Source organism: Spongiibacter sp. (assembly GCF_984394615.1).
This window is the reverse complement of sequence record NZ_CFHTQA010000006.1, coordinates 14,122-27,062: the sequence shown is the minus strand read 5'-3', so window position 1 is coordinate 27,062 and position 12,941 is coordinate 14,122. Positions and strand designations below refer to the sequence as shown.

11 protein-coding genes are annotated in these 12,941 nt (G+C 58.2%); 7 read left to right on the top strand and 4 right to left on the bottom strand.

The genetic code is table 11. From position 1 onward, the window contains the following. Positions 1 to 79 precede the first annotated feature (79 nt). Positions 80 to 1,066 (bottom strand): serine/threonine protein kinase, encoded by a 987-nt coding sequence (locus AC5DB9_RS03955; protein WP_272990843.1) that lies wholly within the window; start codon positions 1,064 to 1,066, stop codon positions 80 to 82. Positions 1,067 to 1,084: 18 nt separating this feature from the next. After that, positions 1,085 to 1,792, bottom strand: a complete 708-nt coding sequence (locus AC5DB9_RS03950) for a ComF family protein (protein WP_272990842.1) — start codon at positions 1,790 to 1,792, stop codon at positions 1,085 to 1,087. A 79-nt stretch (positions 1,793 to 1,871) separates the two neighbouring features. Between AC5DB9_RS03950 and bioB the strand changes: the two genes are divergently transcribed. From bioB to bioD, 4 genes are read left to right on the top strand one after another with little or no spacing between them, the layout of a single operon-like run. Then, the gene (gene bioB / locus AC5DB9_RS03945) at positions 1,872 to 2,915 is read left to right on the top strand and encodes a biotin synthase BioB (RefSeq protein ID WP_272990840.1); all 1,044 of its coding nucleotides are present in this window, start codon (positions 1,872 to 1,874) and stop codon (positions 2,913 to 2,915) included. Between the two features lie 5 nt (positions 2,916 to 2,920). Next, on the top strand, positions 2,921 to 4,123 hold the full coding sequence (bioF, locus tag AC5DB9_RS03940; RefSeq protein ID WP_272990838.1) for an 8-amino-7-oxononanoate synthase: 1,203 nt from the start codon (positions 2,921 to 2,923) through the stop codon (positions 4,121 to 4,123). Further along, on the top strand, positions 4,123 to 5,715 hold the full coding sequence (gene bioC / locus AC5DB9_RS03935; RefSeq protein ID WP_272990836.1) for a malonyl-ACP O-methyltransferase BioC: 1,593 nt from the start codon (positions 4,123 to 4,125) through the stop codon (positions 5,713 to 5,715). Before bioF ends, bioC begins: the two co-directional genes overlap by 1 nt. Continuing rightward, the gene (gene bioD / locus AC5DB9_RS03930) at positions 5,715 to 6,413 is read left to right on the top strand and encodes a dethiobiotin synthase (RefSeq protein WP_272990834.1); all 699 of its coding nucleotides are present in this window, start codon (positions 5,715 to 5,717) and stop codon (positions 6,411 to 6,413) included. The genes bioC and bioD overlap by 1 nt, the downstream gene beginning before the upstream one ends. On the opposite strand, the gene AC5DB9_RS03925 is transcribed toward bioD, so the two are convergent. Next, entirely contained in the window at positions 6,410 to 6,814 is a 405-nt protein-coding gene (locus tag AC5DB9_RS03925) for a hypothetical protein (protein WP_272990832.1), read from the bottom strand. The two genes, bioD and AC5DB9_RS03925, sit on opposite strands and share 4 nt — an antisense overlap. Positions 6,815 to 7,067: 253 nt before the next feature. Here AC5DB9_RS03925 and AC5DB9_RS03920 point away from each other — a divergent pair, with 253 nt between their 5' ends. From AC5DB9_RS03920 to AC5DB9_RS03910, 3 genes are all read left to right on the top strand, one after another. Next, complete coding sequence (locus AC5DB9_RS03920) at positions 7,068 to 8,855, top strand: acyl-CoA dehydrogenase C-terminal domain-containing protein (protein WP_272990831.1); 1,788 nt, start codon at positions 7,068 to 7,070, stop codon at positions 8,853 to 8,855. 108 nt (positions 8,856 to 8,963) lie between these two features. After that, positions 8,964 to 10,751, top strand: a complete 1,788-nt coding sequence (locus tag AC5DB9_RS03915; RefSeq protein WP_272990828.1) for an acyl-CoA dehydrogenase C-terminal domain-containing protein — start codon at positions 8,964 to 8,966, stop codon at positions 10,749 to 10,751. A gap of 158 nt (positions 10,752 to 10,909) precedes the next feature. Further along, complete coding sequence (locus tag AC5DB9_RS03910) at positions 10,910 to 11,095, top strand: DUF3094 family protein (protein WP_022958398.1); 186 nt, start codon at positions 10,910 to 10,912, stop codon at positions 11,093 to 11,095. Positions 11,096 to 11,151: 56 nt separating this feature from the next. On the opposite strand, the gene AC5DB9_RS03905 is transcribed toward AC5DB9_RS03910, so the two are convergent. Then, positions 11,152 to 12,939, bottom strand: coding sequence for an alpha/beta hydrolase (locus tag AC5DB9_RS03905; protein ID WP_272990824.1), 1,788 nt, complete (start codon positions 12,937 to 12,939; stop codon positions 11,152 to 11,154). Between the last annotated feature and the right edge of the window lie 2 nt (positions 12,940 to 12,941).

The window sequence follows — 12,941 nt, the reverse complement described above, 5'->3', positions numbered from 1 at the left end:
ATGTATTGGCCGTTGAGTAGTCCGGCTTGTCATCTCCTGCCATAGATTTTAACTTTACGTATGTAAATGGGGAAGGCGATCACGCCTGTAGGGCTAACGGGGGCTCTTGCAGCAGGACGAATTGCTCGCGCAGTGACAGGATGTGTTCACCCCAGTAGCGCTCGGAGTTGAACCAGGGGAAGGCAAGGGGAAAGGCCGGGTCGTCCCAGCGCTGCGCCAGCCAGGCGGCGTGATGCATGATTCGCAGACTGCGCAGGGGTTCTATCAGTCGCAGTTCGCGTGGTGAGAATTCGCGGAATTCTTCGTAGCCCTCGACCAATTCCAACAGCGCGCCCTGCTGGGTATCGCGGTCGCCGGACAGAAACATCCACAGGTCCTGAATAGCCGGCGCCATGCGGCTGTCGTCAAAATCCACGAGCAGGGTGTCGCCATTACGAGACAGAATGTTGCCGACGTGACCATCGCCGTGGCAGCGGATATTGCGCGGTGCAACGTTGGCAAAGGCCTCATCAATCAGCGCGATGACATCCTGGCTGATGCCCTGATAGGCATCGCGGAGCGAGCTGGGCAGAAAATCGTGTTCCAGCAGAAACTCGCGGCTGGCTGTGCCGTAGCTGGCGGGGGTGAGTTGTGGGCGGTGATGATAGTCTTCGGTTTCTCCCAGCAGGTGAAGTCGCCCAAACAGCCTGCCGAGTTGAAAGAGATTTTCCATATCATCGAGCGCGGGTGCATGGCCGCCTCGACGAGGGTATAGCGCAAAACGATAGCCGTCGTGCTCAAACAGGCTGTCACCACCGCTATTCCGCCAGGGGGCAATCACCGGGATATCTGCATCGCTGAGTTGCTGGGTGAAACGGTGCTCTTCCTCTATCTGCGCATTGCTCCAGCGTCCGGGGCGGTAAAACTTCACGACCAGTGGTTCGGCATCTTCCAGGCCGAACTGATAAACCCGGTTTTCGTAGCTGTTGAGAGCGAACACGCGCAGGTCGCTGACAAAACCGACGCTTTCCACGGCATCGATCACCCGATCCGGGTTTAGGGCCGCAAAATTCTGCTGTTCGTTCATGTACTGCTCCGCTGAGTCTTACTGGCCGGGCTCCGGGGTTCTCGCCAGGCACCAGATGTCGACGCGCCGGGCGCCAGCGTCGAGGAGTATAACGGCCGCGGCATTGGCTGTCGCGCCAGTGGTGAGTACATCATCGACCAGCGCCAGGTGCTTTCCTGTGACGTTTGCGCGGGGTGAAAGGACAAAGGCACGGCGCAGATTGCGACGGCGTTCCGCCGCTGTCAGCCCCTGTTGGGCTGCTGTGTGTACACGGCGTTGCAGTGCGTCTGTAACGACAAGACCGAAGGCGTCGCCCCACTGCTCGGCCAGCAGTCGCGATTGATTGAAACGCCGTTGCCAGCGCCGCCGCCAGTGCAGCGGGATGGGGATCAGGGCGTCCGGGGGCTCTCGACGCACGTCATCGCCACAGCAACTCATCCACAGTTGGGCCAATACGCGGCCATTGGCCATGTGCCCGGCATGTTTGTAGCTGAGTAGCAGTTGGTCGACGGGCGGTCGGTAGGAAAAGGCACTGAGACAGCGTGTGAAGCGGGGAGGGCGTCGCAGGCAGTGGCGACACAGCCTGTCACTTTGGGGTAGGGGTAGCGCGCAGTGTTGGCAGCGTGTGCCCAGCTTCGGTAACTCTGCTTCGCAGTCGGGACAGAGCTGCTGGCCTGCTTGCTGACAGCACAGGCAGCGCGGCGGCAGCAAACGGTTCAGAGTGTTGTTCACCCACTTGTAAACCATAATCATCCCTGTTGGTTGACAGTGTATCGGGGCCGGGTATCATTACAGGCTTTGCCACAATCTGCAGAGAATGCTCGCCATGACAGCTATTCGCCACGACTGGACCAGTGAAGAAGTTCAAGCGCTCTTTGAGCAGCCATTTAATGACCTGCTCTTTCAGGCGCAGTCCGTGCATCGCGCTAACTTCGACCCCAATGCTGTTCAGGTTAGCACGCTGCTGTCGATCAAGACCGGTGCCTGCCCGGAAGACTGCAAATACTGCCCCCAGAGCAATCGCTACGACACCGGTCTGGAAAAAGAAAAGCTGATGGAAGTGGAGAAAGTCCTGTCTGAGGCGCGTGCTGCTAAGGCTCAGGGGTCGACCCGCTTCTGTATGGGCGCCGCGTGGCGTTCACCCAAGAAAAAAGATATGCCTTACGTGACCGCCATGGTGCGCGGGGTGAAAGAGATGGGCCTGGAAACCTGTATGACGTTGGGCATGCTCAGTGGCGAGCAGGCGCAGGAGCTGGCCGAGGCGGGACTGGATTACTACAACCACAATCTGGATACCTCGCCAGAATACTATGGTGAGATCATCACGACGCGCACCTATGGTGATCGCCTGAATACCTTGTCGAACGTCCGCGATGCGGGCATTAAAGTGTGCAGCGGCGGCATAGTCGGCATGGGTGAATCCGTGAAGGATCGCGCCGGCTTGCTGCTGCAACTGGCGAACTTGCCCGAGCACCCCGAAAGTGTGCCCATCAATATGCTTGTGCGGGTGGAAGGTACGCCATTGGAAGCCGAGGCGGACCTCGATCCCTTCGACTTTATCCGCACTATTGCCGTGGCCCGGATCATGATGCCCCAGTCCCACGTGCGACTGTCGGCGGGTCGCGAGGAAATGAATGAGCAGATGCATGCGCTGGCGTATTTTGCCGGGGCCAACTCCATTTTCTATGGTGAAAAACTGCTGACCACGCCTAACCCGGAAGCCAACAAAGATCTGAAACTGTTTGATCGTCTGGGAATTTCGCCGGAGCAGCGCTGCACCGAGGCGGATGATGATGCCGCTGCTGCCGCCCTGATGGGTGAAGTGGAACGGGTGCAGAACGACAAGTTCTTCTACGACGCCACCGCCTGATCACCGTGACGCGAGAATCCCGAGCGCAGCAGTTGCAGCGCCGTCTTGCCGAGCGTCGACAACAGTCACTTTACCGCCGTCGTCGCGAGCTGGCCTCGCCGCAGGGCGCCGTAATGACGCTGGATGGTCGGGAGCTGCTCCAATTTTGCAGCAATGACTATCTCGGCCATGCGAATCATCCCAAGCTGATCGAGGCGATGCAGGCATCGGCCAGTGAATTCGGCGTGGGCGGCGGTGCCTCCCACTTGGTCTGCGGGCATTCCAGCCTGCACCATGCGCTGGAACAACGGCTGGCTGATGTCACAGGGCGCGATCGAGCACTGCTCTTTTCTACCGGCTATATGGCCAATCTTGGGGTAATTACCGCGCTGCTTGGTCGTGGCGATCACCTGTTGGAAGACCGGTTGAATCACGCTTCGCTGTTAGATGGTGGTCGTCTTTGTGATGCCAAAATGCAGCGATTTCGCCACAGTGATCTCGATGATTTGAATGCGCGTATGCAGGCGCTGCCTGAGCGCGGCCAGCGGCTGATTGCCGTGGATGCGGTGTATAGCATGGATGGCGATATCGCCCCGCTGCCCGCCATGGCTGAACTTGCTGCCGACCACGATACCTGGCTGATGGCTGATGATGCACACGGTTTTGGTGTGTTGGGTGCCAATGGCGCGGGTAGTGCAGAACACTTCAAGCTGGACCAGCAACAGCTGCCTATTTTGATGGGCACGCTAGGCAAGGCCATCGGCAGTTTCGGTGCTTTTGTTGCGGGGAGCGAGGAGCTTATCGAAACACTGGTTCAGTTCGCGCGGCCCTACATTTACACCACCGCCATGCCGCCCGCCGTAGCGGCGGCAACGCTCGCCTCCTTGGATTTACTCAGTGATGAGCGCTGGCGGCGTGAGCGACTCCACGCGCACATCCGCCAGTTTCGCGACGGCGCCGAGGCACTGAATTTGCCGCTGATGGATTCCGAGACCGCGATTCAGCCCTTATTGGTCGGTGATGACGCACTGGCCCTGCAGCTCAGTGCGGCGCTTGAAGAGCAGGGCATTCTGATTTCTGCTATTCGTCCACCAACCGTGCCGACTGGCACCGCGCGCCTGCGCATTACTCTCAGTGCGGCACACCACAGCGAGCAGATCGAGCAACTGTTGGAGACGCTGCAACAGGTATTTAGCCAGTATGCGCCGCAATTGCTGGAGCCGCGTTGATGTCCGCGCTGTTTCGTGAACGCCTGACGGCCGGTGGTGAGGCTGTCGAGCTGGTGCTGTTGCATGGCTGGGCCAGCGATAGCCGCATCTGGCAGCCGTTGTTGCCGCATTTACGCCAACATTTTCATCTGACTCTGATTGATTTGCCGGGCTTTGGGCGCAGCGCCGAGGCGTCGCTGGGCAGCGCGGCAAATCTCATCGAAGCACTGTTGCCTGTTCTTCCTGAAAAAGCCCTGTATATGGGGTGGTCTCTGGGCGGCATGATTGCCGCTGAGCTTGCGCATCGCCACCCCGAGCGGGTTGCCGGGCTGGTTAGCGTGGCCAGCAATGCGCGCTTTGTTGCAAGCGATGCTTGGCCTGCCGCCATGCCGGTCGAGACCTTCGAGGCTTTTTATCGGGAGGTGTGCGAGGCGCCGGACAAGGCGCTTCGGCGTTTCGTGGGGCTGCAATGTCACGGTGATGCACAGGCGCGCGAGTTGCGTCGATCACTGCCCGAGTGTCAGGCGGGTCCACAAGCGTTGCTTGGAGGCTTGGATTTACTGCGAACGCTGGATCAGCGGGAGCAGCTGTTATCTTGCCCTCGCCTTAATGTGCTGGGCGAGGGCGACGCATTGGTGCCCAGTGCGGTTGCCCCGCAGCTTCAGGGCGAAACGCGGGTATATGACGGCGCGGGGCATTTACTGCTGCGTTCGCAGGCCGCGCGCCTCTGTGATGACGTATTGAATTTCTATCGGCAGCGGTTAGTCGACGTACTGCCCGCCGTCGGCGCGGACCGGCATTTTGAAAAGCAGGCGGTGGCGAAGTCGTTCTCGCGGGCAGCGGCGAGCTATGACCAGTCGGCGACGGTGCAGCGCCGGATAGCTGATCAACTATTCTCGCAGCTCAGTAATGTATCGCTGCTTCCCGGTGCGAGAGTAGTGGATTTGGGTTGCGGCACCGGCTATAGCCTGCCGATGCTGCGAGGTCAGTTTATGGGGGCGCAGTTGACCGCGGTGGATCTGGCTGAGGGTATGCTGGCGTACGCCCGCGACCATCATGGCGATGCCTGTCAGCAGTGGCTGGGCGGCGACGCTGAAAATCTGCCGCTGGCCGATGGCTGTGTCGACCTGCTGTTTTCCAGTTTATCCCTGCAGTGGTGTGAAGATGTGCAGGCGCTGTATGCGGAAATTGAACGCGTGCTGGCACCGGGTGGCTGTGCGTTTATTGCCACGCTGGGCCCCGAAACACTCTGGGAATTGCGGGCAGCCTGGCAGCAGGTCGACAGCTATGTACACGTCAACGACTTCATTCCCCGTCAGCGGGTTGAGCAGGCGATTGCCTCTGCCGGCTTACAGTGTGAGTGGGTGTCGGGTGAAGAGTGTTTGTACTATGACGACCTGCGCAGCTTGACCCGTGACCTCAAACAATTGGGTGTCAGCAATGTTAACCACGGCCGGCCGCAGGGCTTGTCCAGTCGGCGTCGCCTGCTGGCGTTGCAGACAGCCTATGAGGGCTTCCGTCAGCCAGAGGGTCTGCCGACCAGCTATCAGGTCTGGTATCTGCGCTTGGAAAAAGCACCACATTCATCCCGTGAACTACAGGAGAATCTCTAATGGCCAGGGCTGCCCGCTTTTTTGTTACTGGCACCGATACCGATGCCGGGAAAACCCTGGTGGCTTGTGGCTTGTTGGCGGCGGCGTCGGCTCAAGGACTGCGCACGCTGGCGCTGAAGCCGGTCGCGGCGGGGGCGGAGAAACGCAGTGGCGAGCTGCGCAACGATGATGCTCTGAACTTGATGGCGGCGATGAGCGAAAAACTCAGTTACGCACAGGTGAATCCGGTGGTATTCGAAGAAGCTATCGCCCCGCATATTGCTGCTGATCACGAAGGGCGTCGCCTCACCGCTGTGCAACTGGCCGGTTACTGCCGAGGCAGCATGATGCACCCAGCGGACTTTCTTTTGGTCGAAGGTGCCGGTGGCTGGCGGGTGCCTCTCAATCACCGGGAAACGCTGGCTGCGCTCGCAGTGGAACTGAATCTGCCGGTGATTCTGGTGGTGGGGATGAAGCTGGGCTGCATCAGTCACGCCCTGTTAACGGCCGACGCGATTCGCGCAGATGGCCTGTCGTTGGCCGGTTGGGTGGCCAATCGTGTTGATCCCGATATGGCCTGCTTTGAAGAAAATCTTGCGACGTTGCAGGGGATGTTACCTGCGCCCTGTCTTGGGGTGGTCCCGCATTTGGGGGCGGGGCCCATCGAGTCGGATGTTGCCAGCTACCTTGACCTTTCCGCGCTGCTAACTGTCAGCTAGCGACGCTGCTCCAAAAGCGCTTGCTGACACTGCGCAAGCGCCTCTTCCCTGTCGTCCGCGCTGAAGTAGCGGGCACCGATTGATTCGAACATCTCGTCCACCGTCTGGATTTGCAGCGTATTGGAAAAAATATAGCTGTGAACGACGCAGCCTTGGTCGCTTGTCCAGCGCGCCAGGCGGTTCAGCAGCGCGGGGACGTCGGGCGTATGCAGCTCGTACTGGCTCAAGTCGATAATGCGGCACCATCGACTTGGCACCGAGGGCAACTGACTGATGAAGTTGCGCATGCCGGTGCAATATTCCATGGCGGCTTCCTTATTCCAGCAGCCCAGAGGTTCGGCAAGGATAATGCCCTCTCGGGGGTAGTAGAGGCTGTGCTCACCGTGGGGGCGAAAGTTCATGATTCCTGAGATGTCGTCGATGGGGGCTACTAGGCTACTAGGCTACTGAGGCGCAGCGGTCAGCGACAGTCCGTATATGCCCCTAAATGGTGCTTCGCAACGTCTCGCGTGCATTAAAGTGTGACGCTGATTGGCCCAAATGACGACCTTTTTGATCGTTTCGGCCTTGCGCAACGTAGATAAATCGCTATAGTTGTCACCGTCAACATTGCTGCGACCCTGTCTTACGCAGCGAGCAACGTGAGGTTTCATCATGCCGCAATACAAAGCGCCAATCCGCGATATTAATTTTGTACTGAAAAATGTACTCAAAGCCGATGAGCATTTTGCGAGCCTGGTTGGCCGCGAAGAGGTCAGCGAAGACCTGCTGGATGCGATCATTGCCGAGGGTGCTAAATTTTCCGAGAACGTCCTGTCTCCGCTGAATCAGGTCGGTGACCAGGAAGGTTGTGTCTGGTCTGAAGAGGGCGTGAAAACCCCGACAGGCTTTAAAGAAGCTTATGAGCAGTTCGCCGAAGGTGGCTGGCCGTCGATGACCGCCGATGCCAAGTTTGGCGGCCAGGGCTTGCCCAATTCGCTGGGACTGGTTGTGACTGAAATGGTCAGCACCTCCTGCTGGGCTTGGGGTATGTATACCGGTTTGTCGCAATCTGCGGCGCGTCTGCTGGAAAACTATGCCTGCGAAGAGCTGCAAAACATTTATCTGCCCAAGATGACCGATGGCACCTGGGGCGGCACCATGTGCCTGACTGAGCCGCACTGCGGTTCTGATCTGGGCATTCTGCGCACCAAAGCCGAGAACAACGGAGACGGTAGCTACAAGGTCACCGGCACCAAGATCTTCATTTCCGGCGGCGAGCACGACATGATGGAAAACATCATTCATCTCGTGCTGGCTCGTGTCGAAGGTGCCCCGGCTGGCACAAAAGGTATTTCCCTGTTCCTGGTGCCCAAGTTCCTCCCCGATGCCGATAACAACGTCGGCGAGCGCAACGGCGTAAGCTGCGGCAGCATCGAGCACAAGATGGGGATTAAAGCGTCTGCAACCTGTGTGATGAACTTTGATGGTGCCACTGGCTTCCTGGTTGGAGAGGAAAACCGCGGCCTGCAGGCTATGTTCCACATGATGAACTCTGCTCGCCTTGGTACTGCGTTGCAGGGCCTTGCTGGCTCAGAAGCTTCCTTCCAGGGCGCGCTTGAATACGCTCGTGAGCGCCTGCAAATGCGTTCGCTGAGTGGTCCGAAAAACCCTGACGGCCCGGCTGATCCGCTGATCGTGCACCCCGACGTGCGCCGTATGCTGTTGACTCAGAAAGCATTGGCTGAGGGCAGCCGCGCGTTTATTTACTGGGTCGCGCAACTGGTTGACAGCTTCTACTTCGGCGCAGACGAGCAGGCTCGCAAAGACGCGGAAGAACTTTCTGAACTGCTGACGCCGATTGCCAAGGCCTTTGTTACTGAAACCGGACTGGAAGCGGCGAACTACGGTATGCAGGTATACGGTGGTCACGGTTACATCGCGGAGTGGGGCATGGAGCAGATCGTTCGCGACCTGCGTATCTCTACGCTGTATGAAGGTACCACCGGTATTCAGGCGTTGGATCTGCTGGGGCGGAAAGTCATGGGTACGGGTGGCAAGCAGTTGATGCTGTTCACCAAAATTATCCATAAATTCTGTCAGTCGGAGTCAGAGCGTCCCGAAATGGCCGAGTTTGTTGGTAAACTTGCCGAACTTAACAAAGAGTGGGGCGAAGTCACCGCCAAGCTGGGTGAGAAAGCCATGCAAAATCCCGACGAAGTCGGTGCTGCATCGGTCGATTACCTGATGTATTCCGGCTATATCTCGCTGGCATACATGTGGGCGCGGATGGCCGCAGTCGCTCTGGACGGCGATGCCGACGACGAGTTCCTGAAGGCGAAGCTGCACACAGCGCGCTTCTACTTCCAGCGTCTGTTGCCGCGTACAGAGTCTCATAAATTGTCAATGCTCAATGGCGCTGACAGCTTGATGGCAATGCCCGCAGAGGCATTTGCTTTCTAACAAAAACAGAGAATTTGGTCCCAAACGAGCAGCGCCCGCCTTCCGGTGGGCGTTTGTCTATGTTTATGGAAAGCGACCCATGTCGCGATACATTGTGGAGAATTCGACATGCCCGAATATAAAGCGCCGCTGCGTGATATGCAGTTTGTCCTGCACGAAGTTTTTAAGGCTGAGCAGCTCTGGCAGAGCCTGCCCGGCACGGAAGAAGTTAACCGCGAACTGGCGGACGCTATTCTTGAAGAAAGCGCCAAGATCAACGAGAACCTGATCGCGCCACTGAGTCAAAGCGGCCACGAAGAAGGCGTGAAGTGGGATGAAGGTGTTGTCACTACTCCCAAGGGTTATCCTGAAGCCTTTAAACAGCTGGCAGAAGGGGGCTGGGGAGGCCTGTCTGGCGAGCCTGATTACGGCGGCCAGAATATGCCTAAAATGCTGGTGCTGTTGTTCGAGGAAATGCTTTACTCCTCCAACATCGCGATGGGCCTGTACCTGACGCTGACTTCCGGTGCGGCATTGGCTATTGATAGTCATGCCAGCGACGAGCTGAAAGAAAAATACCTGCCAAACATGTACAGCGGCCAGTGGGCGGGCGCCATGTGTCTGACTGAGAGCCATGCGGGTACCGATCTCGGTATGATTCGCACCAAGGCCGAGCCACAGGCTGATGGCACGTACAAAATCACCGGCACCAAAATCTTCATCACTGGCGGTGATCACGACTTGACTGAGAACGTGATTCATCTGGTGTTGGCAAAGCTGCCGGATGCCCCCGCAGGTTCGAAAGGCATCTCTCTGTTCCTTGTGCCCAAGGTTAAAGTTAATGATGACGGCAGCCTCGGTGAGCGCAACGGCGTGAACTGCGGCAGCATCGAGCACAAGATGGGCATCAATGCGTCAGCAACCTGTGTAATGAACTTCGACGGTGCTGAAGGCTATCTGGTGGGTGAGATCAATCGCGGCCTGCAAGGTATGTTCACCATGATGAACTACGAGCGCCTGTCCGTGGGTATTCAGGGGCTGAGTGCGGCGCAGACGGCGTATCAGTGGTCTTGCGAATACGCCCGCGAGCGCCTCCAAAGCCGTGCGCCCACGGGGCCGACCAACCCCAATGGCGCCGCTGATCCGATTATTGTTCACCCTGATGTACGTCGCATGCTGCTGACTCAAAAGGCGCTGGTCGAAGCGGGTCGGGCTTTCGCGGTCTACGTAGGCAAGCAACTCGACCTGTCCAAGTTCGGAGAAGGCGAGGACAAAGTCCGCGCTGCAGGTATGGTGGAACTGCTGACGCCTATTGCCAAAGCGTTCCTGACTGACAAGGGCTTTGAAGGTACGGTGCTGGGCCAGCAGTGCTACGGTGGCCACGGCTATGTGCGCGAGTGGGGGATGGAACAGCTGGTACGTGACGTTCGTATCGCCCAGATCTACGAAGGCACTAACGGCATTCAGGCTATGGACCTGATGGGGCGTAAAGTGGCGGCCAACGGCGCGAAGAACCTGAGCGTGCTGCTGGACGAAATCCGTGCGTTCTGTGCTGATGCTGCCTCCGTTGCCGGTATGGACGAATTCCTGGCACCGCTGAATGACGCGGTAGATAACCTGGAGTCGCTGACTCGCTTCGTGATGGAAAGTGTTGCCAATGATCCCAACGCCATCGGTGCGGCGGCAAACGACTACCTGCATGTGATGGGCTTTACGCTGTATAGCTACATGTGGGCGATGCAGTGCCGCACAGTACTGAGTGGCGAGAGCCAGCAGGGTGAGGACTTCAACAAAGCCAAATTGCAGACTGCCCGTTTCTTTGTGCAACGTCTGTTGCCGCAAACTCAGGCCCTGAGTGCGGCGATTCGCAGTGGCAGCGATGCCATGATGGATCTGGCGGAAGAGGCCTTCGCGTAAGTCGAGCACACCCGATCGGATACCGCCGGAACTTGCCGGGCGGTATCTGGCCTTAAAGGCGGCATCCTGTGATAATGGGGCCGCCTTTTTTTGTGCCCGCGCCGACGTGCGCGGCGATCTTAACCCGGTCTGTAGACCGACTTCCGAGCGGTAGCCCCATGGAAAACGAACATAACAAACTGTATCCGGAAGACCAGGCGAAAGTTGATGAGTTTCTGAAGGCTGGTTATAACGACGTTGAGCGCAAGCCGTTCAAGCCGCTGAAGCTACTCGGCTTTCTGCTCTTGTCTGTCACCTCAATGACTGTGCTCAGCCTTGTGCTGGCGACCTTTGTTCTGGATTGATGGCGGGCGTATAGGAAACAGCGGGGCGGGACTCAGTCCGCACCCCGCCTGTGCTGCTAAGGCTGGCTATGCAGCGGCAGTTGCACGGTACCGGTAAGGGTGACGGGCAGTGGAGCTTGCACCAGCCCCCCGAGGTACAGGTAGTAGGGGTGAATGCCGTAGATCACCAGCCCCAGTTCGTCACCCGCTTGAATATCTTCGCTTACCCCATTCAGTTCAAACATCTGGCTGCCTGTGCCGCGCAGCGGGCGCACCTGGTCGTTCACCAGATGAACATCACCGCCTTCTCGACGCCTGCCTATCCCGACAAACAGCAAGTTGTCGTCTCCATTTCCGCCTTCCAGTAGTAGATTGGCAGTGGGAACGCCGGCAATCAGGCCATCGCTGGTGGCGGTGGTTGAGGGAATAAACTGGCCTGACGCGACAAGCTTGCTCAACAACTCAGATGGAATCACATTGACGATTTCATCTAGGTAATCGGCAATGGCCATCGGGTCCTGAAATCCGCTTAGCACGCCGGTCAAGATGGTTTCCAGTTCTCCGGGAAGCTGAGCAAGAATTTCCAGCAGGGTGCTTAACGGCAGGTTTTGCAGCAGACTGATGATGTAGTTGGCGCCGCCCGGCACCACCGTACTAACCGGGACTAACGCTGTCTGGCCGCCAATAGTCACCTCATTCAGGGTCACACCACGCTGTGAGTCCGCGTGGCTAAAGCAGACGTCTGGCAGCGCCTGCTGGGATTCGCCCATCAGCTTGTTTGCCAAAAAGCCCAGCGCGAGTGCGGTCGTGTCAAACTGTTGCTCGCCGCAGTACAGCGTGCTGTCTGTGCCGAACAGCAGCATGTCGCCCGCTTGCTGCAGCGCAGGAAGAATATGGCCATCGCGCTGGACAAACAGATGGGCCTCAAGGCCCTTGGCCTTCCAGCACTCGTAGTTTTCTACGGCTTCATTCACGTTGAACAGAATATCGTTGGCCCCCTGAATAAACAGGGCGTCGGCATTGGAGAGCGTGCGGCCGTCTTCGCGATCGTTCAGGCAGAATGACAGGGGGCTGTGTCCGGCCAGTCGGTCCACCACGGCTGGGTCGATTTCACCCGTACTGTTGGCTTGCAGCAGTGCCTGGTAAAACTCGGTTTCCATGTTGCCGAATGAGGCAATGCCGAGTACGTCCAGCCAACTGGTTTTGGGTGTGCTGCTGGGGTAAAGGCTGAAAGGAAGATTGCTCCATGTGGCGAGGGGGACCAGCGCATCGAAACGCTTGTCGACGCTGGAGCAGACGGTTTGGAAGCCGCCGCCATAAGACAGCCCCACCGAGCCGATGACCGGATCGCTGCCCTCGTACTTCAGGTTGGGTAAGTTAATCTCTGCCCAGTCGATGATGCGCGAGATGTTGGCGCAGTCGAGATCCGGGTCCATGACGGTGATCTGTCCAGTGCTGTCGCCAAAACCCCGCTGGTCAAAGCTGATCACGTAGTAGCCCTTGTCCAGCCACGCCTGGCGCGCGACATCACCGGAGACATCGGCGGTGGTAAAGTTTTCCAGTGGACCGGGATTTTCGAGATTCTTCGCCCGCGAAAGACCGAAGCCATGGCCGTGAATAATCAAGGGTACGGCGCGGCCTGTCGGGTTTTCCGGGGTATAGGCCGTAAATGCAATGGTCTCGCCATCATCGGCGGTAATGGATTGGTCGGCAAAGGTCTTTGACTCGGCGACACCGCCGCCACCATTGCCACCGTTGCTGTTATCCGAACTGCTGGAACTGGAAGAACTGCTGCCGCAGGCGGCGATGCTAGCCGCCAGTGCTGCGACAATGATGCCGCGGAACCAAAGGGAGTTGGAATGCATGG

Coding starts and splice junctions, on each gene's coding strand:
- AC5DB9_RS03955 (WP_272990843.1), bottom strand. CDS start 1,066: ATGAACGAACAGCAGAATTTTGCGGCCCTAAACCCGGATCGGGTGATC.
- AC5DB9_RS03950 (WP_272990842.1), bottom strand. CDS start 1,792: ATGGTTTACAAGTGGGTGAACAACACTCTGAACCGTTTGCTGCCGCCG.
- bioB (WP_272990840.1), top strand. CDS start 1,872: ATGACAGCTATTCGCCACGACTGGACCAGTGAAGAAGTTCAAGCGCTC.
- bioC (WP_272990836.1), top strand. CDS start 4,123: ATGTCCGCGCTGTTTCGTGAACGCCTGACGGCCGGTGGTGAGGCTGTC.
- bioD (WP_272990834.1), top strand. CDS start 5,715: ATGGCCAGGGCTGCCCGCTTTTTTGTTACTGGCACCGATACCGATGCC.
- AC5DB9_RS03925 (WP_272990832.1), bottom strand. CDS start 6,814: ATGAACTTTCGCCCCCACGGTGAGCACAGCCTCTACTACCCCCGAGAG.
- AC5DB9_RS03920 (WP_272990831.1), top strand. CDS start 7,068: ATGCCGCAATACAAAGCGCCAATCCGCGATATTAATTTTGTACTGAAA.
- AC5DB9_RS03915 (WP_272990828.1), top strand. CDS start 8,964: ATGCCCGAATATAAAGCGCCGCTGCGTGATATGCAGTTTGTCCTGCAC.
- AC5DB9_RS03910 (WP_022958398.1), top strand. CDS start 10,910: ATGGAAAACGAACATAACAAACTGTATCCGGAAGACCAGGCGAAAGTT.
- AC5DB9_RS03905 (WP_272990824.1), bottom strand. CDS start 12,939: ATGCATTCCAACTCCCTTTGGTTCCGCGGCATCATTGTCGCAGCACTG.